We start from the raw sequence: 26,079 nt of genomic DNA, 5'->3' as shown, positions 1-26,079 counted from the left end.
CTGTAATATATTTATTGGGATGAAAATAATCAGACAAATTATTATTATCAGGGAGGGACTGTAATGAATCGTGAAAGTGGATCAATATCTATCAATACAGAGAATATTTTTCCTATCATAAAGAAATGGCTATATTCTGAAAAGGATATTTTTATCCGTGAATTGGTCTCAAACGGCAGTGATGCCATAAGCAAGTTGAAAAAGCTGGCATCAATAGGAGAAGCGCAGATCGATGGCGATGAAAAATATTATATAAAGGTTATTGTTGACAAAGAGCAAAAGACTCTTAAGATAATTGACAACGGTATCGGTATGACTGACGAAGAAGTAAAAAAATACATCAATCAGATTGCTTTTTCCGGGGTTAAGGATTTTGTGGAAAAGTATAAGGATAAGACCGATGACGGTCAAATTATCGGACATTTCGGTCTGGGATTCTATTCCGCTTTTATGGTTTCAAACAAGGTTCAGATTGACACTTTGTCCTATCAGAAGGATGCACAGGCTGTAAGGTGGACAAGTACAAGCGGTATTGAGTATGAGATGGAGGCCTCTGACAGAACCGAAAGGGGTACTACGATAACTCTTCATATTGCTGAAGACAGCGAAGAATTCCTTGAGCCATACAGGGTAAGAGAGACACTTGTAAAATATTTCTCATTCCTTCCCTTTGAGTTATTCTTCGAGGATGCAAATGCTGTAAAGGATGATGAAACGAAAGACGAAGATGATAATAAGGAAGATGGAGAAAATACAGAGAAAAAGGCTCAAGAGCCAACGCCTATAAATGATACAAATCCACTCTGGTTGAAGAATCCAAAGGATTGCACCGAGGAGGAATACAAGGATTTTTACAGGAAGGTGTTCTTTGATTTTAATGATCCTTTGTTCTGGATTCACCTTAATATGGATTATCCCTTTAACTTAAAAGGAATTCTTTATTTCCCGAAGCTCAGAAACGAGATGGACAATTTTGAAGGGCAGATTAAGCTTTTCTACAATCAGGTTTTTGTTGCAGACAATATCAAGGAGGTTATTCCTGAATTTTTGATGCTTCTGAAAGGTACGATAGACTGTCCGGACCTTCCTCTTAATGTGTCAAGAAGCTTTTTGCAAAATGACGGTTATGTGAATAAGATTTCTGCTCATATTACAAAGAAGGTTGCAGACAAGCTTATTTCAATATTTGAGAACGAGAGAGAGAACTACAACAAATACTGGGATGATATAAACCCCTTTGTCAAATTCGGATGCATAAAGGAAAGAAAGTTCTATGATAGGGTAAAGGATATAGTTATCTTTAAGACAACGGGCGGAGAGTATGTAACACTCAAGGATTATCTCGAACGCAATAAGGAAAAACATGAGAACAAAGTATTTTATGTAACTGATGAAAAACAGCAGGCACAGTATATTAAGATGTTTAAGGATAATGATATGGAAGCTGTTATGATGACAGCGGTTATAGATAATCACTTTATGCAGTTCCTGGAGATGAATGAAAGCGGTGTTAAGTTCCAGCGTATAGACTCAGATTTGAGTGAAAGTATGAAAGATAAGGAAAGTAGTGCTGATGAAAGCTCACAAAAGGAGATTTCCGAAACCCTTGAAAAGCTATTTAAGGAAAGTCTCAATAATGATAAGCTCACAATAAAGGTTGAGGCTTTAAAAGCCACATCATTGCCTGGAATGATTCTACTAAGTGAGCAATCTAGAAGGATACAGGAAATGAGCAGAATGTATGGAGGATTTAATTTTGGAGGAATGTATGGGGAAGAAGAAAGCCTTGTTTTAAACAGCAACAACGGCTTAATCAAATCTCTTCTGAGCCTTAAGGACAGAGAAGACAAGAAAGAGGATGTAAAGCTCATATGTGAACATATTTATGACCTTGCAAAAATGAGCCATGAGCAGCTCGAACCGGATGCTATGACAAGATTTATTGAAAGAAGCAATTCATTGCTTACCAGACTTGCTTCAGGAGAATAAAAAATATCATAAAAAATGTCCTTCGGAGTTTTAAGTATTCCGAAGGACATTTTTGCATTGCTAATATAAATATTATTCCGAACGATCCTTATCCCTAATTTCCACTCTTCTGATTTTACCGCTTATGGTTTTGGGAAGCTCATTAACAAATTCAATTATCCTAGGGTACTTGTAAGGGGCAGTTACCTTCTTAACATGATCCTGAAGCTCCTTAACAAGATCATCACAGGGAGAATAGTTTTTAGAAAGGACAACGGTAGCTTTAACCACCTGACCCCTGATAGGATCCGGTACAGCTGTAATTGCACATTCTAAAACTGCGGGGTGCTCTAAAAGAGCACTTTCTACTTCGAAAGGCCCAATTCTATATCCTGAGCTCTTTATAACGTCATCCGCCCTGCCTACAAACCAGTAATAACCGTCTTCATCACGCCAAGCCATGTCGCCGGTGTAGTAAATATCGTCATGCCAAACTTTTTTAGTGAGTTCCGGGTCTCTGTGGTATCCGTCAAACATTCCTATAGGTTTTAGTTTGTCCGTCCTTATAACTATCTGACCCTCTTCACCCACATCGCAGGAGTTCCCGTTTTCATCAAGGAGATCTATGGCATAACCTGCAGAAGGTTTGCCCATAGAACCCGGCTTTGGTTCCATCCAAGGGAATGTACCCAAGGTGACGGTAAGCTCCGTCTGACCATATCCTTCCATGAGTTTGACGCCGGTTGCCTTATAAAATTGATTGTATACTTCGGGATTCAGTGGCTCTCCAGCAACAGTACAATATTTCAACTTGCTGAAATCATATTTGCTCAGGTCTTCTTTTATAAAGAATCTGTAAATAGTAGGAGGCGCACAGAAGGTAGTAACACCATGCTTGCATATTACCTCAAGAAGCTCCTTTGGAACAAATTTATCATAGTCGTACACAAAAACAGCACTTCCGGCAAGCCATTGACCATAAATCTTACCCCACACGGCTTTTGCCCAACCGGTATCTGCAACGGTAAGATGCAATCCGCCGTCAATTACATTTTGCCAGTATTTAGCAGTAACAATATGACCTAAAGGATAGGTGAAATCATGGCTTACCATTTTTGGCATGCCAGTAGTTCCAGAAGTGAAGTAGAGAAGCATGGTGCTGTCATTGGTTGACGCATCTTCACCTGTTGGTCTTTCAAAATTAGGAGATTCGCTTTCTATTTCTTTGTTGAAGTTATACCAGCCTTCTTTGTCTTTGCAAATGAGAGCTTTTGCGATAAGAGAAGGTGATTTTTCCAATGACGCTTCAACATGTTTTATTACTTCATCTTCAGCCACACACACAATCATTTTAATATCAGCTGCATTGTTTCTGTAAATTATGTCCTTTGAAGTGAGAAGATGAGTGGCAGGTATACATACGGCACCAATCTTATGGAGTGCAAGAATTGCAAACCAGAACTCATAGCGCCTTTTTAAAATCAGCATTACAGGGTCTCCCTTTTTTATTCCTGCTCTCTTAAAGAAATTTGCAGTCCTGTCGCTGTACTCTTTTAGTTGGCCAAAAGTAAATGTTGCCTCGTTTCCGTTTTCATCACACCAGACTATTGCCACTCTATCCGGAGTTTTAGATGCAATTTCATCAACAACATCATACGCAAAGTTGAAGTTTTCAGGAACATTTAATTTAAAATTTTCAACAAAATCCTCATACGAGTCAAAATTCACTTTGGACAGGTATTTCTCTAACATTACATAAAACCTCCATTATAAAATTATGGCTAGGAATTTAGCAGGTTTGCCGTCCATAGCCTTCATTCCGTGTTTTGCCCCCGAGTCAAAGAACAGGGAATCACCTTCGTTAAGTATAATTTCATGACCGTTGATAATTACTTTTAAGACTCCTTCTATAACATAGTTGAATTCTTGACCTGGATGAGAATTGTAGTTTATATCGTGATTAGAGTCGGGTTCAACGGTGACAAGGAATGGTTCTATTTTTTTATCTACAAAATTGTATGCAAGACTTTGATACTTGTAGTCTTTTCTTCTTTCGACACTCACGCCCTTGTCTTTTCTGACAACAGAGTATGTATGGAGCTTTGGAGCTTCGCCGGTAAGAATTTCGGAAAGCTCAACACCGAATTTGCTGGCAATCTCGAATAATAGACTAACCGGTATATCTACGTTTCCGCTTTCATATTCCGAGTAGGTTTCGCTGTCAATGCCTAATTCCCTTGACAATGTCTCAACGGAGATACCGGATATTTCTCTTAGCTCTTTAATTCTTTTACTAATTTGCTTAATTTGTTCAGACATGGAACCATCCTTTCTATATTTAATTAAACCATTCTAAATGGATAATAATACTTCTATTATCGTAACATAGAAGAAGTAAGTATGTAAAGGGAAAGCGGACAAGTACAGCAAAGTTTTTTAAAAAAAGTTTATGCTTCCCACAAGACTATTTAGCTATATGCGCAGCAATTTGATAAACTCGGAAGAAGCTCTCGAAAGGGGCACATTTTTCATGGTGATGACACCTAGTTTTCTAAGGGTAATATTCTCTTTTAACTTTACTTCAAAAAGAGTTCCTTTATTAAGTTCATCAATAACACTTTCCTTTAGAACCAAAGCGATGCCCAGCCCAATTTTTGCAAACTCTACAAGAAGGTCAATGCTTTCTAGTTCTATCTCCGGTAAAATGCTAATCCCTTTTGAAGAAAGATAAGAGTCGATATTTCGCCTTGTTGAGGTGCCGCGGTCAAGCATAAGCAGGGGATAGGAGGCAAGGGATTTTATGTCTGTTACTTGGTTCTTTAGCTCACTGAACCTATCGGAGGCTACGAATATATCTTCTACCGTCAAAAATTCTTCTTGGTGGATTTTATTATCTTGTACGGGAAGAGTCACTATACCGAAATCAATCAGCCCCTTTTTCAGTATGTCCTGAATTTGTGACGAGGTTCTGTTTATGACCTGTATTTTAACGCTGGGATAATTCTTGATAAACTTTTCTATATAGGAAATGAGATAATATTTGCAGATAGTGTCGCTTACTCCGATTCTTATTTCGCCTCTTTCTAAGTTCTGGGTCTGATATATTTTATGCTCGGCTGTTTTTATAAAATTATAGGCCTGCTCAATATGCTTAAACAGTATTTCGCCTTCCACAGTAAGCTTTATTTCCCGGGTTTTTCGAAGAAAGAGTTGAGAGCCTAGTTTTTCTTCAAGACTTTTTATGGATTGGCTTACTGCCGACTGGGAAACATGAAGTATGTCAGCCGCAGCAGAGAAGCTTTGTGCTTTTGCAGTATGATAAAAAATCTTATACAATTCAAAGTTTATATCCATAATTACCTCTAATACAACTTATTAATATTATTAATTTTACTTATTCATTTTATCATATTATAATGTATTTGTATCTATCAAAATGTTCAAAAAATCTATTTGAAAGAGGTACTGGTATGGTTAAGATTGTAAGGAGAGTTTTTGTTGAAAAGAAAAAGGGTTTTGATTTGGAAGCCCAAAGATTGCATAGGGATTTGAAGGAAAACCTTAGAATCAGCGGACTTTTGGGGGTTAGGATAATAAATAGGTATGATGTTGAGGGAATATCCGATGAGGAATATGAATGCGCAAAAAAGACTATATTTTCCGAGCCGCCGGTTGAGGAGGTTTTTGACGAAACCATAAGCATAGATGACAAGGACAAAATGGTTGCTATTGAGTATTTGCCCGGGCAGTATGACCAGAGGGCCGATTCTGCCTCTCAATGTATTCAGATATTGACCCACGGAGAAAGACCTCAGGTTAAGGTGGCAAAGCTTGTAGTGCTTCAAGGAGATGTGTCGTCGGAAGAATATGAAAAGGTAAAGAATTATCTTATAAACCCTGTAGAATCGCAGGAAGCATCCCTAATAAAGCCGTCAACTCTAGATGTTGAAGTGAGTGTCCCTGAAGATGTAAAGATTTTAAAGGGATTTATTGATATGACCTGGGAGGAACTCAAAGCTTTCGCAGATGATATGGGCTTTGCAATGTCTTTGGAGGATCTGGAATTCTGCCAGAAATACTTTAGGGATGAAGAAAAGAGGGATCCTACCATTACCGAAATAAGAGTTATTGACACCTATTGGTCCGATCACTGCCGTCACACCACATTTCTCACCAATATACAGAGTGTGGATATTGAAGAAGGTAGATTTACTGCTCCTGTGAAGGATGCATACGAAAGCTATCTTGAATCGAGAAAGTATGTATATGGTGACAAAGAAAAGGATATTTGCCTTATGGACATCGCAGTGATTGCCATGAAGGAGTTAAAGAAAAAAGGAATGCTAAAAGACCTTGATGAGTCTGATGAGATAAATGCATGCAGTATAGTAGTTGATGTCGATATAAACGGAAAAAATGAAGAGTGGCTTGTGATGTTCAAGAACGAAACCCACAACCATCCGACAGAAATAGAGCCTTTTGGTGGAGCTGCCACTTGTCTTGGAGGTGCCATAAGAGACCCGTTGTCCGGAAGATCCTATGTATATCAGGCCATGCGTGTAACAGGCAGCGGTGACCCCCGTACCAGTATAGAGGACACCATACCGGGAAAGCTTCCCCAAAGGAAGATAACAACAGAGGCAGCTCAGGGCTACAGTTCCTATGGAAACCAGATAGGTCTTACCACAGGACAAGTTGCTGAAGTCTATGATGAAGACTTTGTGACAAAGAGAATGGAAATCGGTGCAGTAATAGGTGCGGCACCTAAAAAGAATGTAAAAAGAGAAAAGCCCCAAGCAGGAGATGTAATCATACTTTTAGGAGGAAGGACAGGCCGTGACGGCTGTGGAGGAGCTACCGGTTCTTCAAAGGAGCATACGGAAGAGTCTTTGCTCACTTGCGGAGCCGAAGTTCAAAAGGGTAATCCTATAACCGAAAGAAAAATTCAAAGGTTGTTTAGAAAGCCGGAGGTCAGCACTATGATTAAGAAGTGCAATGACTTTGGAGCCGGAGGAGTATCTGTTGCTATAGGAGAGTTGGCAGAAGGACTTATAATAAACCTTGACGCGGTGCCTAAAAAGTATGAGGGTCTTGATGGTACTGAGCTTGCTATTTCAGAGTCTCAGGAGAGAATGGCAGTGGTGGTGTCAAAGGACAATGTGGATGCCTTTATTAAAGCTTCGGGAGAAGAAAACCTTGAGGCTACACCTGTCGCAGAAGTAACGGAAGATCGAAGACTTATAATGTACTGGAGAGACAAGGCCATTGTAAATATCAAAAGAGATTTCCTTGATACAAACGGAGTTAAGCAAAATTCCAATGTTCAAATTACCGCTCCAGAAGAAAAGGAATACTATTTTGACAGACTTCCTAAGGAGGCTGAGGATTACTCAAAGAATCTTTGTGATGCATGGATTAATAACTTGCAGAGGTTGAATGTATGCAGTCAAAAGGGTCTGGTGGAAAGATTCGACAGCACTATTGGTGCCGGAACAGTGTTGATGCCTTTTGGAGGAAAGTATCAATTGACTCCTTCGGAAGGAATGGCGGCAAAGATCCCGGTGCAGGACGGTGAAACAAACACCGGTACGATTATGACCTTTGGATACAATCCTTCTATCGCAAAGTGGAGTCCGTTCCATGGGGCGATGTTTGCTGTGATAGAATCCGTTGCCCGAATAGTTGCTATGGGCGGCGATCACAAAAAAATAAGATTAACCCTGCAAGAGTATTTTGAGAAACTGGGTAACGATCCTAAAAAGTGGGGTAAGCCCTTTAGTGCATTACTGGGCGCATATTATACTCAGATGAAGATAGGTATTCCTGCTATCGGAGGAAAGGACAGTATGTCCGGAACCTTTAAGGATATGAACGTACCTCCAACCTTAGTTTCTTTTGCTGTTACAACAATGGACGTGAATTTTACAGTGTCTTCTGAGTTTAAAAGAGCTGGAAGCAAAGTAGTTCTGGTTCCTCTGAAAATAGATGAAAAGGGAGTTCCGGACTTTGCTCAATTGGATAAAAATTATACGGCAATACATGAAATAATTAAGAAGAATAAGGTGCTTGCAGCTCATACTGTTAGAAGTGGCGGAATTGCAGAAGCGATAAGCAAAATGAGCTTTGGAAACATGATAGGATTTGAGTTTGAGACTTCTATAGCTACAAGAAAGCTTTTTGAGCCTCTTTACGGATCCATTATACTTGAATTGAATGAGAACGGTAATGTGGATGAATTGCTTAAAGGCGTAGAATATGAAGTTTTGGGTACTACTCAGGAGAAAAAGTCAATTGATTTCAATGATCTTAGCCTTGACATAGAAGAACTTTGCAGAAAATGGCAGGGGCCTTTGGAAAAGGTCTTCCCAACAGCTGCAGAGCCAATAAACGGAGCCCCAAAACAGTATAAATTTGAAAAGAGAAACAGTATTAAGCCGTCTGTTTCAGTGGCAAAGCCAAGAATATTCATGCCGGTATTCCCGGGAACCAACTGTGAATATGATACTGCTAAAGCTTTTGAAAGGGCTGGCGGATTGGTGGATATGCTTGTTATAAAGAACCTCACTTCCAAGGAAATAGATGAGTCTATTAGGGAGATGGCAAAGAAAATTGACAATTCCCAGATAGTGATGATTCCTGGAGGATTTAGCGGCGGTGATGAACCCGACGGTTCAGGAAAATTTATTGCTACAGCATTTAGAAACCCGAGGGTAAAAGAAGCAGTTATGAATCTTCTTAAGCAGAGGGATGGACTTATGCTGGGTATATGCAATGGTTTTCAGGCCCTTATAAAGCTTGGACTTGTGCCGTATGGTGAAATTAGAGACCTTAATGAAGACAGTCCTACTCTGACCTTTAACACAATAGGCCGCCACGTTTCATGTATGGTAAATACAAAAATAACATCAACCCTGTCACCGTGGTTTAACAATGTAAATGTCGGCGATGTTCATACCATAGCTGTATCCCATGGAGAAGGAAGATTTGTGGCAAATAAAGAAGTGCTTGAAATGATGGAAAAGAATGGTCAGATAGCAACCCAATATGTTGATCCTGACAATAATGCGACTTATGACATAAGGTTTAATCCTAATGGTTCTTTTGAGGCTATTGAAGGTATAACAAGTCCTGACGGAAGGGTTTTGGGTAAAATGGGACACTCCGAGAGAATAGGAAGCAATGTTGCAAAAAATGTACCTGGAGATAAGGATCAAAAGATATTTGAAGCAGGTGTAAACTACTTTAAATAAAGTCTCCCCTTAAAAAAGTAGCAAAAATTTTTATATAGTATTTACAAAATATATGTTATAATCAAAAGGAATAGAGAAAGACAAGGTGTTTTTAGACTTTAACAAGGGGTGATGTAATGAACAAACTGAATAAGAGGCATTGGGAAGCATATTCCAAAAAAATGTTTACAATTTTGACACAATTGGGACAAACATAAATGTTATAATGGCTTTTATGGAGGAAAAAGATTTATATTGTTAAAAAAATTAAAAAAGGATGAATTAATATGAAAAAGTCAAAGAGTATCATACTGGTTGTCAGTATAGTAGTATTGCTGATTGCAGGTTTGTCAGCGGCAACTTATTTTTTACTAAAATCAAGGTTTGGAGAACAAGGAAAAATCGGTGGTTCCGGAGGCAGTACGCAGTTAACTGAAGAACAAGCAAATAAAGTTATTGCTGAAGTAAATGGTGAAAAGATTTTATATAAAGAATTCTATAGTATATACAGCCAACAAGCAGCATATTACGGTATTACTGATGAGAACTCACAGGATGCCGAGACGAAAGAAATATTAAAGACTATAAAGAGCGATATATTAACTCAGCTGATCCAACAGAAAATTGCTACACAAAAGGCAAAAGAAGCAGGATATGTGGTAACTGATGAAAAAAAAGATGAAGCTGCAAAGAAATTTGATGAAATGATTGAAGGCATTGCAGAGCAGATGAAGCTAATGGAAGGAACCGAAGGAGGCGGCAAGGATTATATGAAAGAAGCTCAGGACTATATTAACGAGCAGCTTGAGGCTATGGGCTTAACTAAGGATGAATACCTAAAGGAATATGCGGAATATTCACTTGTAACAGAATATATGGAAGATCTCACAAAGGATATTGTTGTAAACGACGACGATATCAAAGCCTATTATGATGAACAGTTAAAGTTCCAAAAGGATAATCCGGAAGAAGCTTCCTATGCAAATATTCAATTGATTGAGCCTTCAAATTCAAAGGTAAAACATGTGTTGATATCTTTACCTGAAGAAGAACAACAGGAATATCAAAAATTAGCAAGTGAAGGAAAGCAAGAAGAGGCGGACGCATACCTTAATGAAAAGCTTGAGGTAATAAAGCCAAAGGCAGAGGAAGTATTAAATAAAGCTAAAAGCGGTGAAGATTTCGATGCCCTTGTAAAAGAATATGGCGAAGATCCTGGAATGGAGAGCGAAGAATACAAGGACGGATATACCGTTACAAAAAATAGCGGGTTTATAGCTCCGTTTGAAGAGGCTTCTTTGGCCCTTGGACAAGGTGAAATATCAGATCTTGTTGCGGGTCCTTACGGATATCATATAATAAAAGTGTACGAGAAGAATGCCGAGAAGGCGTATACACTGGAAGAGAAGAAGTCTGAGATAAAAGAAATTTTACAAAGTGAAAAGAAGACAACTTTCATGAACGAAAAGATGGGAGAATGGGAAAAAGCTTCTAATATAGTAAGGCATGAAGATTTGCTGTAATCTTAAAATAAAGAATCCTGGCGGTTTTGGCTGCCAGGATTTTTTAGTTGGCATTTTGGAATGAAATCATTATATAATAGATATATGGTTTTCGCGCATCCAGAAATCAACCTGGATAAGGTAGGCAAGCATTTGAGGCTCAGCCATCAACTGACCAAACCAGGGATTTGAGTTGTCTGAGACTCCTTCGGCCATAGATTTTACCGTTTGCACATTAATTAGCTGATGAAGAGGTGAACTGCTATCGTTTAATATCTCCAACAACCATTTACTGACCGCTTTTTTATATGAAGGATTATGAGTTTTTGGATATGGGCTTTTCTTTCTATGGATTATATAATCCGGAACTATGCCTTTTAGAGCCTGTCTTAATAGCCCCTTTTCTCTTCCGTTGTACATTTTTAAGTCCCATGGAATATTCCATACATACTGTACCAATCTATGATCACAAAACGGAACCCTTACTTCAAGGCCTGTTGCCATACTCATACGGTCTTTTCTATCAAGCAGGGTAGACATAAACCAATTAATGTTAAGGTAGAATATTTCTCTTCTTCTGGCTTCAATCCTATCTTCTCCCTTAAGCTGCGGAACCTCGTTTAGAGTTTCTCTATAGCGTCTTTCGATATATTCTTCCGGCTTTATCAGATTTAAAAGCTCATGAGACAGTACTTTTGTCCTTTCATGTACTGAAATAGCCCATGGAAACGTGTCGGCAAAGAGCATTTTTTCATTATGAAACCAAGGGTATCCACCGAATATCTCATCCGCACATTCCCCGGATAGTGCCACTACCGAGCTTTTCTTTACTTCGCGGCAGAAAAGAAACAGGGATGAGTCTATATCCGACATTCCCGGCAAATCTCGGGCTTTGGTGGCATCAATAAGGGCATCAACCAGTTGGGGGGTATCGAATTTTATATAATGGTGACATGTATTGAAGCTTTCACTCATTTGCTTTATCCAAGGCTCATCTGAGTTTGGCTGAAACATGTTGGGTTTAAAATAGATATCATTGTCTACATAATCAATAGAGAAAGTGTTAAGCTGTCCCTTGCCCTGACTGGCAAAAGCCCTTGCTGCAATAGCCGTAATAGTACTTGAATCAAGTCCTCCTGACAGAAAGGTGCATACAGGAACATCTGCCACTAGTTGTCTGGTAACGGCATCCAATACCAGATCTCTAACTTTGGCAATGGTGACATTTTCTCCGTCGGTATGAGGGTAACTCTCCAAAGACCAGTATTTTCTGATGTGTATTCCATCGATATCAAAGAGCATGGAGTGAGACGGTTTAAGTTCATAGACGTCCTTAAATACACCGTGTCCCGGTGTTCGGGCGGGACCTAATGCGAAGATTTCAGCTAGACCCTCAGCATCCAATTCCGGTTTGACAAGGGGATTTGCCAGAAGAGCCTTTAACTCAGATCCAAATATCAAAGAGTCACCTCTTTGGGCGTAAAACAGCGGCTTTACACCAAATCTGTCCCTGCCTAAAAATAGACTTCGTTTTCCTTCATCCCAAATCCCGAAGGCATATATTCCATTTAGATGTTCAACGCATTTTATGCCCCATTCAATATAAGAAACAAGTAAAACCTCAGTATCCGAGCTGCTGAAGAATTTATGGCCTCTTGATTCAAGTTCGCTTCGTAAATCGGAAGTATTATAAAGTTCTCCGTTGTATGTAATAACATACCTGTTTTCTCCTTGTTGGCGAACCATAGGTTGAGCTCCGCCTTCAGGATCTACCACTATCAAACGCTTGTGAGCAATAAGCGCATTGGGGGAAATCCAGCTTCCGGATGCATCCGGACCACGGGGGCTCAATCTGTTAATGATTAAATTCAAAATGTCCTTTTGCTCGGTTAAGTCTGTTTTAAGATTTATCCAACCTGCTATACCGCACATATTAATATCAACTCCCAATATTAGATAAAAACATAAAGGTGCCCTAATAACATTTGGCACCTTTGCCGGACTTATATTTTGATAAGTCCTATACCAGTAATATATGCGCTGGAAACCTATATTGTTACTTTTACGGCCTTTTGAATTTATTAATTATTTTTTATAATTCATTACTTTATTTAGAACCCAAAGTTATATGTCATATATTTTTGATAGTCAAAATATGTATAATGCAGGATTATAAATATTGGATGTATGAAAAATGAAGTTTTATGTTGTGAAGGTAAATAGTATACTAAAGTATAGCTTGTTGGCAAGCATTATATTGGTCGTTGCAGCATTTGCTTATTTTTCCCGCGAAGAGGTTGCGGCTGTATTTCAGCAAAAAAGAGAAATTCCCATATACTCAGTGGATTATCCTGAAAAAAAGATTGCCCTGACTTTTGACTGCGCTTGGGGAAGTGAGGATATACCGGATATTCTTAATACCTTGAGGGAGCAAGATGTTAAGGCAACTTTTTTTATTATAGGGGTATGGGCAGAGAAGAACCCTGATGCGGTAAAAATGATTTCGGATGAGGGACACGATATAGCAAATCATTCTTATTCCCACTATAAAATGGCAAGTCTTAATAATTCAGCAATAAAAAGTGAAATATTAAAGTGTGACAGCGCATTGAAAAAGATCACAGGAAAAGATGTGGATCTGTTCAGACCGCCCTATGGTGATTACAACAATGATGTTGTCAGAATTGCCAGGGAACTGAATCATTATACAATTCAATGGGACGTCGATTCTTTGGACTGGAAGCCGGGAATTACTGCTGACGAGATAAAAAATCGTGTACTTAAAAATGTAGGCAACGGCTCAATTATATTGTTTCATAATGATACCAAACATACTGCCAAAATACTTCCGGAAATAATAACCTCGCTGAAAGAAAAGGGATATGGTTTTATTCCTGTTTCCAAAATGATTATGAGGGAAAACTTCGAAATTGATTATAGAGGCAGGCAAATAAAAAAACAGTAGCATAAGTTTTTGCTAAAATCTGCAGTGTGATTTTTATCCTTTTACATAAAATTAAGAAAAAAGTACATTATAAAATTACAGCTATCAAAAGAAATGGGGTTTGAACCGGGTGCTGATAACAGGAATAGTTGGACAAAACAACAAGGAGAAAACTGCAAACATCATTAATTCCATATTACACAATTCCAGAAAGAGAATTAGTATAGTTGACTCAAAGAATCTGTCCGGCTTGGATGGCAAACGGATAAAAGGTTATTTGTCCGAGCTCGAGCGAAACAATACCGATATTCTTATTCTAAAGCTTGATTTATGTGAGATTTCTAAGGAAATTTATGACTATTTAAGATTTGATATTATTGTTTTTACCGATAAAGCCGATGAAATTAATGGAGAAATGGAACAAAATTATTTGGAATTAATGAAAAGAGCTTTTTCCTTATTAAACGAAAAAGGTATAGCAATAGTAAATGCCGATGATAATGATCTTAGTAAGTTTTTTAAGGATATTAAGCACTATATTGTAACTTACGGTTTTAATCTCAAGGCCAGTATGACCACATCAAGCATAGGCGATTTGGTGGCTAAGGACAATATGATGTGCTGCCTACAAAGAAGAATATATACAAAGAACGGAACGGTAATTGAGCCTCAGGAGTTTAAGGTTAGGACGGACCTTGAGAGCGTTGACCCTAATAATGTTTTGGCTGCGGCAACCTTTGTTTTGGTAAATGGTTTTGATATTAATCAGATGAAAAATTAAGACAAGTCATAGAAAAATACTTTCAGGGATTTTCAAGTTGGTCGATATATAATATAATAAAGATTACGAATAGTTTATTGGATATAAAAGGTAAGTATATTTGTTTTTTATGTTTCAATGAGGAACGTAAAGAGTGGATGCATCCACGCCGGATTCCTTTCTTTAGGAACATTTATTATTGAGATTTATTTCAGTATTTTTATATAAAATTATTAGCTTCTTTCAGGAAACACATACAAATTTAACTAATGTATGAATAAAGTAATTCTAAAAAGCATCGTTAGTGAATAACATTACATTAGATAAATTATTGGATATACGTAAGAAGCCTAAGAGAGGAGTGTGGGGGTCGGATGGTCGGAAACATCATTGAGAACAACATGGTGACCATTTCCGGTAAGATAGTATCAGAAGCAGAATTCAGTCATGAGGTTTATGGTGAGGGTTTTTATTCCTTTACATTGGAAGTTCCAAGGCTGAGTGACAGCTACGACAGGATTTCTGTCACAGTGTCGGAAAGGCTGATTTCTAAGCAAAGCTTAGAAATAGGTAAATTCATCGAGGTGGAGGGACAGTTCCGTTCCTACAACAATTATAACAATACTGAGGGAAGTAAGCTTGTGCTGACGGTATTTGCCAGAGAAATCAGTTTCTTGGAGGACGATAAGAAGATCAAGAATCCGAATCAGATTTTCCTGAATGGTTTTATATGTAAAAAGCCAATATACAGAACAACTCCTTTTGGGAGGGAAATTACAGATATATTGCTGGCTGTCAACAGACCATACAACAAATCGGACTACATACCATGTATTTGCTGGGGCAGGAATGCCAGATATTCATCTGGGCTTGAGGTTGGTCAAAACATAAAGATATGGGGAAGGATTCAGAGCCGTGAATATCAGAAAAAGCTAGATACAGGAGAGGTCATAACAAAGGTGGCGTTTGAGGTCTCTGTTTCTAAAATGGAGGTATGTTTGGAAGAAGGTAAGGAAGAGGAAATGGAAGAGGAAATGGAAGAGGAAATGGAACAGGAAGAGAAGGAAAATTGATTAGTTTATTTTTTTGTGGTATTTGTTCAATGCAATTTATAAGTAATGTAGCCACGTAAAAAAGGTGATCTGAAGTTTTACAGGTCACCTTTTCTGATATCAGTTTTTTACTTGAGGACCTATCGAAAAAGAAAGGGTTTTATTCTCCGGTTTCTTACGAAAAATCTCCATTGTCTCATGAGATACGGAATCAGATAATAGTCTACTCCAAAGGCCCTTCCGGCACCGGCAAGCATACAGATTGCAGCGGGGATATACCACCAAGAGGTTTCATATAATCCTGTTGACAGCAAGAAGTTTATATTTAGTGCTAATGAACCTAGACCTGCTATAAACGTAAATGTTCCTGAAATAAATGCAAGGCCTAAACCTATTTCGGTAAGCACTATAAGCCATTGGAATAATAAGGCATTAGGAATTACAAGGTTTTCTGCTATAAAGGCATACCATGACGGGGTGTGGGAGGAAATAATTCTAAACATCTGCTCACCGGTTTCGGTTATTGAAGCACTGGATTGGCCATCAACAGCCATGCCTGCAAGCATCGGGGTGCTCAACCATCCTTCTTTTAGCTTGTTTAGTCCCTCCATAAGCCATGAGTATCCTAAAAAGAGGCGCAGGGGAACAAGCCAGAAGATGGGGCCGGTAACCGAGTAATGCTTTTCAAGTAAAAACTTATCCTGTTTCTTTTTAAAGAATTCGTGCTTGATGTATTTGAGTACAAGTTCAAAGCCCCCAATTCCAAAGAGATAGTGCATGTTTACAAGATATTTCATTAATATTGCAAAAGGCCTTTGAAGCTGTAACCCCATAATATCTGCAACAGCGAAGAAGCTTCCGACAGAAACCATGACGCCATGAAGCTTGGGCTTAATTTCTTCCCTTTCCTTGCCTCTAATATCATTGAGGATATTTAAGGCAGCGCCATTTCCAGTCTGTAGTGCCACCTCAACCAGTGCAGGAAGCATATGTCCGTCGGACTCAAAGCAAGAAGCATCTCCAACTGCATATACATTTTTGTATTGAGTTCCGGCATATTTATCAACTTTTACCTTGCACGCTTTTCCTTTCTCCACATCAACTCTATCAGAAAGGCAGCACGCTTTTATACCGGCGGACCAGATAAGGGTTCTTGTAGGTATTATTCTCCCGTCCTTCAGTTCGACGCTATCTTCGTTCAGCTTGCTTATGGCACTGTTTAAAAGTACGTCAACCTTCAAGGTGTTTGTGAGATATTTCATGACCCTATTAATATTTTTATCCTTTAGATTATTTAGTATCTTTGGCAGGGCTTCAATCAGCTTTAAGTCAACTTCATCTCGTTCTATCTTGTATTCTCTGCATAAGGATTTGACCCATTGAGCGATTTCACCTATAGTCTCAACACCAGTAAATCCGCCGCCGCCTACAACAAAGGTAAGAAGGGACTTCCTTGTCTTTGGGTCGGTGGTACGGGAAGCTTTTTCAAAGCAATCTTTTATATGATCTCTTATTGCAACAGCATCCTTAAAGGACCACAAAGGAAAGCAGTTTTCCTCCATACCCGGAATACCGTAGAAGTTTGGTTCACTTCCTACGGCAAAAATAAGGTAATCATATTGGTACTCGTTGTTGTCGGATATAAGTTTGTTATTCTCTAAATCAATGTTTTTGATTTCATCCTTAATAATATTCACATCAGTATACATGAATATATCTTTCAATGGTACTATGACAGCATCCTCATCTATTCTGTTTCCGGCAACCTCGTGAAGTTCCGTCAGAAGAGTATGGTAAGAGTTTTTGTCGATGATACTTATTTCGATATCATCTTCTTTTCGTTTCTTTTTTTGGAGCGTCAAAGCAGCTTCAATTCCTGCATATCCGGCTCCCAATATCAAAATTTTTTGAGACATCCGAATCCTCCTTGTATAAAAAATAGTCTAAGTACTGTCTTTGCATCTTGAACATTATTATGTTCTGTTATTAATATTTTGACAAAATTACTATCGGTTTAATAAGATAGAAATAAACATAATGGCTTATATACTATGCAATACATATATTATATACCACGGATTTTTATATATAACACAAATTATCCTTGTATTAGAAATTAATATTTAGCGTTGCACTTTTACAGTGAATTATAATTGACATATCAATTTTCGGTATAATATAATTTTATCTTGAATAAAAGTTTTATATATCCTTTAGAATAAATAATTATATTGGTTGAATAATAATAATGTCTTGGCATTATATGGGCATTGTTTACTTAATTGGTGATTATATGACAAAAAAGTTTGCAGTAATTATTTTAAGTATAGTTTTATGCATAGGTGTTTTGTTTACATCCTGTAGCTACTATTCTTCGAATTCTTATGAAACTCAGGAATTCTTAATGGGAACTGTTGTTTTACAGAGGATTTATCATAAAAATGCTGAAATGATTGCAAAAGAGGTAAATGGTAGAATAGCTGAGATTGAATCGGTTATGACAATAAACAAGCCCGGTGGAGAAGTGAACCTTCTAAATGATGCGGCGGGTGAAGAATATGTAAATCTTGGTAAGGACACCTTGTATGTACTTGAGAAGGCCAGACAGTATAGTGAAATCAGCAATGGTGCCTTTGATCTTACCATAGGTCCTTTGGTGGAGTCTTGGGGCGTGTTTTCAAATAATCCGAAGGTACCTTCCGAAAGTGAAATTGATGAGCTTTTAAAACTGGTGAACTATAAGGATATAAATATTGACCTTGAAAACTCAACGGCTATGCTGGCGAAAAAAGGACAGATTGTGGATCTTGGCGGAATTGCAAAGGGCTTTGCCGCAGATGAAGTGATTGAGATATACAAAAAACACGGGGTAGAGTCTGCAATGATAAGCCTTGGTGGAAATATATTAACGCTGGGAGGCAAACCTGACGGAAGTCCTTGGACTATTGGCATAAGAAACCCTAGAGGCAAGGATGGTTCGTATATTGGTATTATTAGCGTGAAAGACAAGGCAGTGGTCAGCTCCGGCGATTATGAGAGGTTTTTTGAGAAGGACGGTGTAAGATATCACCATATTTTAGATCCAAAGACCGGCTATCCAGCTGATACGGGACTTATTGGCACTACTATAGTTTCAGATATTTCAATAGATGCCGATGCCCTATCGACAGCAACTTTTGTGCTGGGTCTTGAGGAAGGTATGAAGCTCATCGAAAGCCTTGAAGGTATAGAAGCAGTATTTGTTACTGAGGATAAGAAAATATATGTAACGGATGGATTAAAGGAAACTTTCATATTTCGAGATGAAAGCAAGGAATTTGAATATGTTGAAAAAAGGTGATTTGATTATTCTCGGGTTTGCCATAATATTAATAGCTGCGTCTTTTATTGGGGTTTCTATTTACAAAAGTTCGGGGGAAAATGCCCGGAAAATAGCAGTAATTATTAAGGATAACCAGGAGATAAAAAGGATTGATATTGACGCTGTAAGTGAGCCTATGGAAATTACGGTTTTAGGTGAATACAATGATATAGTACTCGTCGAAAAAGGACGAATAAGGTTTAAGGAAGCCGATTGTCCGGACAAGGTATGCGTAAATACCGGTTGGCTCACAGAAAAGGGCGATATGGCGGTATGTCTTCCCAACAAAACTATGATAAAGATTGAAGGTCAATCGGATGATGTGGATATAGTTACGTATTAAGTGCCGCTAAAGCAATGCAAGCTTTATTATGACATAAGATTATGAGGGATAAAGTGAATAAAGTAAAAAAGACTATTTTGCTTGGAGTGTTTGTTTCTCAGGCTTTGATTTTATCAATAATTGAATCTTGGATACCCATTCCTGCTCCTGTACCGGGAGTAAAGCTTGGACTTGCCAATATAATAACTATTATAACTATTATGTTTTTTGGATTTAGGGAAGCTATCTCGGTGGTATTTGTAAGGTGTGTCCTTTCTTCCATATTTGGAGGAGGAGGATGGATGCTTTTTCTGTTCAGTATATCGGGAGGAGTGCTTAGCACTGTTGTCATGTCGGTTCTCTATAAATCAGGGCGCAATAAATTCAGTATAACAGGAATTAGTATAGCAGGAGCAATTGCTCATAATATCGGTCAGATACTGGTCGCAGCTTTTTTTATGAAGGATTTGGCGGTTGCGGTAGTTTTGCCGGTGCTTCTGGTATCGGGCTCTATAATGGGGTTTTTTGTAGGACTTGTCAGCGGTTTTTTAGAAGGTGCATTGAGAAGAACAAGGATATTTGATTAGTATTATCTTTTAAGAAGGGGATATGGAAAATGCCATGGTCACATTATCCTGAAATTGAAGAGGAACTTATCCTGCTGGAGGAATTTATACAAAAAAATATAAGATCCAGAAACCAGCTTATTAATGAGGCTGTGAATGATATTGTTCAATCGGGAGGAAAGAGGCTAAGACCTGCCTTTGTTATCCTTGCATCCCAATTCGGAAAATATAACAGGAAAAAGGTCATTCCTGCTGCAGCAGCAATTGAAATCCTTCATACGGCTACGCTGGTGCATGATGACGTTATTGATCGAACAAAGTTGAGAAGAGGACAAGTTACAGTATCTGAGAAGTTTGGCATGGATATGGCTGTATATGTGGGAGACTATTTATATACAAAGGCTGTTTTGCTGCTAGCTGGTAATGTTCCGGAAAAGAAGCTTGGTATTATTGCAAAGGGAGTAAAAGCAATATGTGAAGGAGAGGTTGACCAGTATCAGCACAAATACTCCATTGACACATCAGTATTTACCTATTTAAAGAGAATAAGCAGAAAGACAGCAGTGCTTTTTGGCGCGGCATGTGCGTTGGGAGCTGATATCGCCAACTGTTCTCAAAAAGTTGCCAAAAGTCTTATCAAGTTTGGCTTTTACTATGGAATGGCTTTTCAAATAAAGGACGATATCAACAATTACACCAAAACGCAGTATGAAGAGGAGAAGCCTGTTGGCAACGATATATTGGAAGGAATAATAACCCTGCCTGTAATATTAGGACTTAGGTCAAAGCCCGATTTAAAGGAAGACCTTCAGAGCTTTTTGAATAAAAGAGGCAATGCTACCGAGGAAGAAGCAGCCCATGTAATAGAGTTGATTAAAGAATCCGGTGGGATTGAGCAGTCAAGGACACTTCTTAATAAATACATTGAAAGAGCCACAAGAGAACTTCAGAACCTTCCAGATAATAAACACAGAAAAGCTTTTGAGAGAATAGTTGGTATTTTGTGATAATAATTGAAAATGGGCTTGAAAAGATTGGAGATTTATATTATCGTATAATTATAGAGTAAAATAATATAGGAAGGATAGATGCTGATGATTAAAGTGATTTGCGGCAAAAAAGGTGTCGGAAAGACAAGGGCTCTTGTCGATTCTGCCAACAGTCTGGTTTCTACAGCTTTGGGCGACGCGGTTTTTATTGATGGAAGCAGTCAGTTAATGTATGACTTGAATCACAAAATCAGATTTATCAACGTGTCTGAGTTTCCGGTCGACATCAGCAGTTCCTGTACTTTCCTTGGTTTTATCTGCGGTATTATTTCGGGTAATTTCGACATAAAGTGGGTATATATTGATGACCTGATACGAATTATCAGGAAATTGCCCGATGAAATGAAAGACCTGTTCGATGGTATGAATGAGCTCTCATCAAAGTTTAACGTTGATTTCTATGTTTCCATTGAAGGCAATCCCGATTCCATGCCTGAGTTTATAAAAGAGTGTTATTAGAGGCTGGAAAAGGGATTTTGTTTTTGCGCAGATAATATAAACCGAGGATGTATAAATAATATTGAGCCAGGGAGATTTAAAAATATCCCCGGCTTTTTTATTATGTGTTATAATACTGTTGGTGTACAACAAAAAACTTTTTAAAGGGTGCTGGAATGAACAATATTGCATCAGTTGCTATTAGCAACTCTACAAGGAAATTCGATAAGGATTATCACTATATTATTCCTGATAAATATATGGACACTATAGTACCGGGTATGAGGGTGATTGTGCCCTTCGGAAAGTCAAACAGGCTTGTGGAGGGATATGTCCTGGATGTGTTAAAAAGCCCGGAGGTTTCTTTGTTAAAGGAAATAAGCAGTGTTATAGACGAAAAGCCGGTTTTGAAGGCAAATATGATAAAACTGGCGTATTGGATGAAAAAACGGTATATATGCACCTATTCTGATACAATAAAATGCATGCTTCCACCGGGAATAGGAGTAAGTAGCACAAAAATTATTAAACTGAAGAAGTGTGAGGGCGTTTTTAAGGGAAGCATTAAAAAGATAATTGATGTCATGGGTGAGCATGGCGGTGAAATGGAATATGAAGAATTAAAAAAGCAGGTAAATGAGAGAACCTTTGCAAAGTATATTAACAGTCTTGTGGAACAAGGATGTATCGAGGTACATGAAGAGTTTAGCTCTAAAGTGAGGGAAAAGCGCATTCGAGTGGTATACCTTGTAAAGCCTTGGGAAGAAGTAATTGATGATATTGATAGCAACAAAATCAAAAATATCAAGCATATAAGAATACTTGAATTGCTTATTGAAAATGAGTGCATCCCGGTGGGGGACATTGTACGCTTTGTCGGTGTGTCGGCAAGAGTTTTGGAGACGCTCAAGAAAAATGGGTATTTGGAGTTTGGAGATATTGAAGTTACAAGGGATCCTGCGGCGAATATGACCTATGAAAGAACTCTTCCTATGAAGCCCACACAGCAGCAGCAGATTGTAATAGACAGAGTGAAAAGCATGCTGGGTTCGGGAGGATTTAAGGAAGTCTTGCTGCATGGCATCACAGGAAGCGGAAAAACTGAAGTTTACCTTCAATTGATAGGACACTGCATTAAGATGGGGAAGCAGGCTATTATCCTGGTTCCGGAAATATCATTAACTCCTCAGATGGTGGACAGGTTTAAAGGGAGATTTGGACAGGATGTGGCGGTAATACACAGCCGTCTGTCCTTGGGGGAGAGATACGACCAGTGGAGGCTTGTAAGGGATGGCAAGACCAAGGTTGTGGTCGGTGCAAGATCGGCTGTATTTGCGCCCTTTGACAATCTTGGACTGGTGATTATAGACGAGGAACATGAGAACTCCTACAAATCGGAAATTGTGCCCAAATACCACGCTGCCGATATTGCAAGGCAGCGATGTATCATTGAAAATGCGGTATTATTGCACGGTTCGGCCACTCCTTCGGTGGAGACCTATTACAGGGCCAAGACAGGGGAAATTGAGCTTTTGGAGATGACCAGAAGGGCCAACAACATGCTTCTTCCCGAAGTAAAGATTATTGATATGAGGGATGAACTAAGCGCAGGCAACAGATCTGTGTTTAGCCGATGTCTTAAAGATGAGATTAGAAAAAATATTGCTAACAAACAGCAGACCATTGTTTTCTTGAACAGAAGGGGATATGCGTCATTTATACTTTGCAGAAACTGCGGCTATGTTTTAAAATGTCCTTATTGCAATGTTTCGCTGACATACCATTCCCATGATGAACGAATTATCTGCCACTACTGCGGATTTACTGTAAAGAGCCCGGAGCACTGTCCGAAATGCAAAAGCAATCATATAAGGAACTTCGGTACGGGAACTCAGAGGATTGAAGAGGAGGTTAAAAAGCAGTTTGAGGGTTGCACGGTAATTAGGATGGATCTAGATACTACTACAGGCAAAAATTCTCACGAGGAAATATTAAGGAACTTCAGGGATAACAATATAAATGTAATGGTGGGAACTCAGATGATTGCCAAGGGGCATGATTTTCACAATGTTACACTGGTGGGAGTACTTGCGGCAGACAGCATTCTAAACGCAGGGGACTACAAAGCAGCGGAGAGGACATTCCAGCTTATTACACAGGTTGCCGGAAGAGCAGGAAGAGGAACGATTCCCGGAAGGGTAATAATCCAGACCTACAACACGGATAACTACAGTATTGTTTGTGCCTGTGAACAGGACTATATTTCTTTTTACGACAATGAAATCCTCGTACGAAAGCAGCTTCAGTATCCTCCTTTTACGCATCTTGCGTCGCTGATACTAAGCGGTGTAAATGACAAACAGGTATTAGGTAGGGCAGTTTTTGTCAAGAATGAGCTCTGCAAATACTTTGAAAATGATTGTTCAGATACACAGATTCTAGGTCCTTCGAGAGCACCATTGTCTAAAATAAAAAATAAATATAGGTGGAGAATAGTAATAAAATGCAAAGAACTAGATAAACTTATAGATGTATTGACAAAAGTCTCAGACAGTTTTTATTCAAACAGTGGCAAAAATTCTGTTGCCTTAAGTGTGGATATAAATCCGGTTAATATGTTATAATACATTTATATTTTTGTAAACTAATAAATACATGGGGGAAGGAAAATGGCTGTAAGATTTATCAGAGAAGATGGAGATGAAGTTTTAAGAAAGGTATCAAAAAGAGTTGATGTTATCGACGAGAGAATAAAAGTACTGTTGGATGATATGGCGGAAACAATGTATGCTGCTAACGGCGTAGGTCTTGCAGCACCTCAGGTGGGTATTCTTAAAAGAGTGGTTGTTATTGACGTGGGAGATGGATTGATTGAACTTATAAACCCTGAAATAGTAAAGCAAGAAGGAGAACAGATAGATATTGAGGGTTGCCTTAGTATACCAGGAGTTGCAGGAGAGGTAAAAAGACCGGCAAGGGTCGTGGTAGAAGCCCAGAATCGGGAAGGTGAAAAAATAACCATAGATGGCAAAGAGCTTCTTGCTATTGCATTATGCCATGAAATTGACCACCTTGACGGCATTTTGTTCAAGGATAAGGTTATACGCTTTATTGATAGGGATGAAATGGAAAAGAATAAATAACAGATAAAATAGATATAGCATAAGGGATAATGAATAAAAAATGGATTTTAGTAAATGAGGTGACAGCTTTGAGAATAGTATTTATGGGAACTCCGGATTTTGCCGTTCCTAGCCTTGAAATGCTTGTAAGGGAAGGATATGAAGTGGCGGCAGTTGTCACTCAGCCTGACAAGCCTAAAGGCAGAGGAAAGAAGACATCTATGCCACCGGTAAAAGAGTATGCAATAAAAAACAACATTGAAGTTTTGCAACCAGATAAGGTAAAAACCCCTGAATTTGCAAGTGCAATCCGGGATATAAAGCCCGATTTGCTGGTTACGGCTGCTTATGGCAAAATTCTTCCTCAAGAAGTTCTAGACATCCCCCCTTATGGATGCATAAATGTTCATGGTTCGCTCCTTCCCAAATATAGGGGAGCAGCTCCGGTGAATTGGGCGATAATAAACGGAGAAAAAACTTCCGGGATTACGACAATGTATACCGATGCAGGCATGGATACGGGGGATATGCTGCTTAGGGCTGAAATAGAGATACACGATGATATGACGGCAGGAGAGCTATATAACAAGCTTGCCGAGCTGGGAGCACAGGTACTGAAGGAAACCCTTGAAAAGCTTGAGGCCGGTACCCTCACGAGGACTCCTCAGCCCCATGATCAGGCTACATACGCATCGATTATGGATAAATCCGTGGGATGCATTGACTGGTCAAAGTCAGCAAGGGATGTTCACAACCTTGTAAGGGGTACCAATCCGTGGCCCGGAGCGTTTACATATTACAACGGTCAAAAGATGAAGGTATGGATGACATCGGTTTCAAGTGAAGAGAGCCATAATTTTGGACCGGGTACTATTTGTAAAGTCAGCAAGGACGGTCTTGTTGTTGCCTGCGGTATTGGAATGATTATAATAAAAGAGGTTCAATTTGAATCTTCTAGGAGAATGTCGATAGAGGATTATATTTGCGGACATAGGATGGACGAAGGTGAAATAATTGGATAATAGCTATAGAAAATTTGCGTCCTTAATGGGTGCTGTACTTATATTGTTTGTGTCGGTATTGATTGCTTTTGGCTTATTGTACAGTTACTCTACAATAAATACATATAATTTTATATTATTAGTTTTAATACTGCTGACAATAATAATTACGTTTTTTTACTTCGTATCTTCTATGGCTATTATGTATGTTTATAGACGCAAAAGAGCAGGCAAACTGATTATATATTTTGCAAGGTTCGGGTTAAAAATGCTTTTTCCCTTGGTGACTGTTTTGACAGGACTGTTTAGGGCCAATAAGGATGCAATAAAGAAATTTTATGTTGATTTTAACAATTTGCTGGTAGACACCATGGACAAAAAATACAGTCCTAGTGAGATAATGATACTTCTTCCCCATTGTTTGCAGTATTCCGAGTGCGGGTATAAAATAACAAATGACATAAATAACTGTAAAAGATGCGGAAGATGCTGCATCGGTTCTATCGCTGATATATCCGATGAAAAAAAGATTCCGGTCTATGTGGTTACTGGCGGGACTGCGGCAAGGAATATTGTATCAAAGCAAAGGCCCAAAATTATTGTTTCCGTGGCATGTGAGAGGGATTTGACCAGTGGTATTGCTGACGTTGGCAGTATACCTGTTATCGGATTAATAAATGACAGACCCCATGGACCGTGCTATAATACAAATATAGATGTGGATGTTCTAAAGAAAAAACTTGAAAATATAATTAAGGAATAAAA

The 26,079-nt window shown here is 38.6% G+C and carries 20 protein-coding genes; 15 read left to right on the top strand and 5 right to left on the bottom strand.

From position 1 onward, the window contains the following. The first annotated feature begins 63 nt into the window (after window positions 1–63). On the top strand, window positions 64–1,989 hold the full coding sequence (gene htpG, locus EFD62_RS02965) for a molecular chaperone HtpG (RefSeq protein WP_069193941.1): 1,926 nt from the start codon (window positions 64–66) through the stop codon (window positions 1,987–1,989). A gap of 72 nt (window positions 1,990–2,061) precedes the next feature. Here htpG and EFD62_RS02960 read toward each other — a convergent pair whose 3' ends face one another. The 3 genes from EFD62_RS02960 to EFD62_RS02950 all read right to left on the bottom strand — a co-directional run bounded on the left by EFD62_RS02960 (window position 2,062) and on the right by EFD62_RS02950 (window position 5,322). Beyond that, window positions 2,062–3,720, bottom strand: coding sequence for an AMP-binding protein (locus tag EFD62_RS02960; protein WP_069193940.1), 1,659 nt, complete (start codon window positions 3,718–3,720; stop codon window positions 2,062–2,064). A 15-nt stretch (window positions 3,721–3,735) separates the two neighbouring features. Beyond that, on the bottom strand, window positions 3,736–4,287 hold the full coding sequence (locus EFD62_RS02955) for a helix-turn-helix domain-containing protein (RefSeq protein ID WP_069193939.1): 552 nt from the start codon (window positions 4,285–4,287) through the stop codon (window positions 3,736–3,738). Between the two features lie 153 nt (window positions 4,288–4,440). After that, window positions 4,441–5,322 carry a LysR family transcriptional regulator gene (locus EFD62_RS02950; protein WP_069193938.1) on the bottom strand — a complete coding sequence of 294 codons (882 nt, stop codon included), beginning with the start codon at window positions 5,320–5,322 and terminating at the stop codon, window positions 4,441–4,443. Window positions 5,323–5,438: 116 nt separating this feature from the next. Between EFD62_RS02950 and EFD62_RS02945 the strand changes: the two genes are divergently transcribed. Then, window positions 5,439–9,218: a phosphoribosylformylglycinamidine synthase gene (locus tag EFD62_RS02945; protein WP_170176837.1), complete on the top strand. Its 3,780-nt coding sequence runs from the start codon at window positions 5,439–5,441 to the stop codon at window positions 9,216–9,218. A 266-nt stretch (window positions 9,219–9,484) separates the two neighbouring features. Continuing rightward, entirely contained in the window at window positions 9,485–10,720 is a 1,236-nt protein-coding gene (locus EFD62_RS02940; protein ID WP_069193936.1) for a peptidylprolyl isomerase, read from the top strand. Window positions 10,721–10,789: 69 nt separating this feature from the next. Here the strand turns inward: EFD62_RS02940 and asnB are convergent, their stop codons facing one another. Then, the gene (gene asnB / locus EFD62_RS02935; protein WP_069193935.1) at window positions 10,790–12,631 is read right to left on the bottom strand and encodes an asparagine synthase (glutamine-hydrolyzing); all 1,842 of its coding nucleotides are present in this window, start codon (window positions 12,629–12,631) and stop codon (window positions 10,790–10,792) included. Between the two features lie 262 nt (window positions 12,632–12,893). On the opposite strand from asnB, the gene EFD62_RS02930 reads away from it, so the two are divergent. The 3 genes from EFD62_RS02930 to EFD62_RS02920 all read left to right on the top strand — a co-directional run bounded on the left by EFD62_RS02930 (window position 12,894) and on the right by EFD62_RS02920 (window position 15,476). Further along, complete coding sequence (locus EFD62_RS02930) at window positions 12,894–13,664, top strand: polysaccharide deacetylase family protein (protein ID WP_069193934.1); 771 nt, start codon at window positions 12,894–12,896, stop codon at window positions 13,662–13,664. A 109-nt stretch (window positions 13,665–13,773) separates the two neighbouring features. Beyond that, the gene (locus EFD62_RS02925) at window positions 13,774–14,424 is read left to right on the top strand and encodes a Mur ligase family protein (protein ID WP_235832545.1); all 651 of its coding nucleotides are present in this window, start codon (window positions 13,774–13,776) and stop codon (window positions 14,422–14,424) included. 353 nt (window positions 14,425–14,777) lie between these two features. Next, entirely contained in the window at window positions 14,778–15,476 is a 699-nt protein-coding gene (locus EFD62_RS02920; RefSeq protein WP_069193933.1) for a single-stranded DNA-binding protein, read from the top strand. Window positions 15,477–15,595: 119 nt separating this feature from the next. Here EFD62_RS02920 and EFD62_RS02915 read toward each other — a convergent pair whose 3' ends face one another. Continuing rightward, window positions 15,596–17,371: an FAD-dependent oxidoreductase gene (locus EFD62_RS02915; RefSeq protein WP_069193932.1), complete on the bottom strand. Its 1,776-nt coding sequence runs from the start codon at window positions 17,369–17,371 to the stop codon at window positions 15,596–15,598. Between the two features lie 377 nt (window positions 17,372–17,748). On the opposite strand from EFD62_RS02915, the gene EFD62_RS02910 reads away from it, so the two are divergent. From EFD62_RS02910 to EFD62_RS02870, 9 genes are all read left to right on the top strand, one after another. After that, window positions 17,749–18,795: an FAD:protein FMN transferase gene (locus tag EFD62_RS02910; protein WP_172406025.1), complete on the top strand. Its 1,047-nt coding sequence runs from the start codon at window positions 17,749–17,751 to the stop codon at window positions 18,793–18,795. Beyond that, on the top strand, window positions 18,779–19,159 hold the full coding sequence (locus EFD62_RS02905; RefSeq protein WP_069193930.1) for a NusG domain II-containing protein: 381 nt from the start codon (window positions 18,779–18,781) through the stop codon (window positions 19,157–19,159). The genes EFD62_RS02910 and EFD62_RS02905 overlap by 17 nt, the downstream gene beginning before the upstream one ends. 53 nt (window positions 19,160–19,212) lie before the next feature. Further along, window positions 19,213–19,725: a Gx transporter family protein gene (locus EFD62_RS02900; RefSeq protein WP_083225115.1), complete on the top strand. Its 513-nt coding sequence runs from the start codon at window positions 19,213–19,215 to the stop codon at window positions 19,723–19,725. Between the two features lie 29 nt (window positions 19,726–19,754). Continuing rightward, a complete protein-coding gene (locus EFD62_RS02895) occupies window positions 19,755–20,711 on the top strand; it encodes a polyprenyl synthetase family protein (protein ID WP_069193928.1) in 957 nt (318 codons plus the stop codon). A gap of 87 nt (window positions 20,712–20,798) precedes the next feature. Beyond that, window positions 20,799–21,212, top strand: coding sequence for a hypothetical protein (locus tag EFD62_RS02890; RefSeq protein WP_069196270.1), 414 nt, complete (start codon window positions 20,799–20,801; stop codon window positions 21,210–21,212). A 155-nt stretch (window positions 21,213–21,367) separates the two neighbouring features. Beyond that, window positions 21,368–23,815, top strand: coding sequence for a primosomal protein N' (gene priA / locus EFD62_RS02885; RefSeq protein WP_069193927.1), 2,448 nt, complete (start codon window positions 21,368–21,370; stop codon window positions 23,813–23,815). A gap of 45 nt (window positions 23,816–23,860) precedes the next feature. Beyond that, on the top strand, window positions 23,861–24,334 hold the full coding sequence (gene def, locus EFD62_RS02880) for a peptide deformylase (RefSeq protein WP_069193926.1): 474 nt from the start codon (window positions 23,861–23,863) through the stop codon (window positions 24,332–24,334). Between the two features lie 29 nt (window positions 24,335–24,363). Further along, window positions 24,364–25,335 carry a methionyl-tRNA formyltransferase gene (gene fmt, locus EFD62_RS02875; protein WP_268919921.1) on the top strand — a complete coding sequence of 324 codons (972 nt, stop codon included), beginning with the start codon at window positions 24,364–24,366 and terminating at the stop codon, window positions 25,333–25,335. Beyond that, complete coding sequence (locus EFD62_RS02870) at window positions 25,328–26,077, top strand: DUF116 domain-containing protein (protein ID WP_235832544.1); 750 nt, start codon at window positions 25,328–25,330, stop codon at window positions 26,075–26,077. The genes fmt and EFD62_RS02870 overlap by 8 nt, the downstream gene beginning before the upstream one ends. The last annotated feature ends 2 nt before the right edge of the window (window positions 26,078–26,079 follow it).

Source organism: Acetivibrio mesophilus, assembly GCF_004102745.1.
In the GTDB taxonomy this organism is placed as follows: domain Bacteria; phylum Bacillota; class Clostridia; order Acetivibrionales; family Acetivibrionaceae; genus Hungateiclostridium; species Hungateiclostridium mesophilum.
This window is presented reverse-complemented; position numbering and strand designations above follow the sequence as displayed.

Bases quoted from the DNA above. Each gene is read 5' to 3' on its own strand.
- htpG (WP_069193941.1), top strand. From the start codon at position 64: ATGAATCGTGAAAGTGGATCAATATCTATCAATACAGAGAATATTTTT.
- EFD62_RS02960 (WP_069193940.1), bottom strand. From the start codon at position 3,720: ATGTTAGAGAAATACCTGTCCAAAGTGAATTTTGACTCGTATGAGGAT.
- EFD62_RS02955 (WP_069193939.1), bottom strand. From the start codon at position 4,287: ATGTCTGAACAAATTAAGCAAATTAGTAAAAGAATTAAAGAGCTAAGA.
- EFD62_RS02950 (WP_069193938.1), bottom strand. From the start codon at position 5,322: ATGGATATAAACTTTGAATTGTATAAGATTTTTTATCATACTGCAAAA.
- EFD62_RS02945 (WP_170176837.1), top strand. From the start codon at position 5,439: ATGGTTAAGATTGTAAGGAGAGTTTTTGTTGAAAAGAAAAAGGGTTTT.
- EFD62_RS02940 (WP_069193936.1), top strand. From the start codon at position 9,485: ATGAAAAAGTCAAAGAGTATCATACTGGTTGTCAGTATAGTAGTATTG.
- asnB (WP_069193935.1), bottom strand. From the start codon at position 12,631: ATGTGCGGTATAGCAGGTTGGATAAATCTTAAAACAGACTTAACCGAG.
- EFD62_RS02930 (WP_069193934.1), top strand. From the start codon at position 12,894: ATGAAGTTTTATGTTGTGAAGGTAAATAGTATACTAAAGTATAGCTTG.
- EFD62_RS02920 (WP_069193933.1), top strand. From the start codon at position 14,778: ATGGTCGGAAACATCATTGAGAACAACATGGTGACCATTTCCGGTAAG.
- EFD62_RS02915 (WP_069193932.1), bottom strand. From the start codon at position 17,371: ATGTCTCAAAAAATTTTGATATTGGGAGCCGGATATGCAGGAATTGAA.
- EFD62_RS02910 (WP_172406025.1), top strand. From the start codon at position 17,749: ATGACAAAAAAGTTTGCAGTAATTATTTTAAGTATAGTTTTATGCATA.
- EFD62_RS02905 (WP_069193930.1), top strand. From the start codon at position 18,779: ATGTTGAAAAAAGGTGATTTGATTATTCTCGGGTTTGCCATAATATTA.
- EFD62_RS02895 (WP_069193928.1), top strand. From the start codon at position 19,755: ATGCCATGGTCACATTATCCTGAAATTGAAGAGGAACTTATCCTGCTG.
- EFD62_RS02890 (WP_069196270.1), top strand. From the start codon at position 20,799: ATGATTAAAGTGATTTGCGGCAAAAAAGGTGTCGGAAAGACAAGGGCT.
- priA (WP_069193927.1), top strand. From the start codon at position 21,368: ATGAACAATATTGCATCAGTTGCTATTAGCAACTCTACAAGGAAATTC.
- def (WP_069193926.1), top strand. From the start codon at position 23,861: ATGGCTGTAAGATTTATCAGAGAAGATGGAGATGAAGTTTTAAGAAAG.
- fmt (WP_268919921.1), top strand. From the start codon at position 24,364: ATGAATAAAAAATGGATTTTAGTAAATGAGGTGACAGCTTTGAGAATA.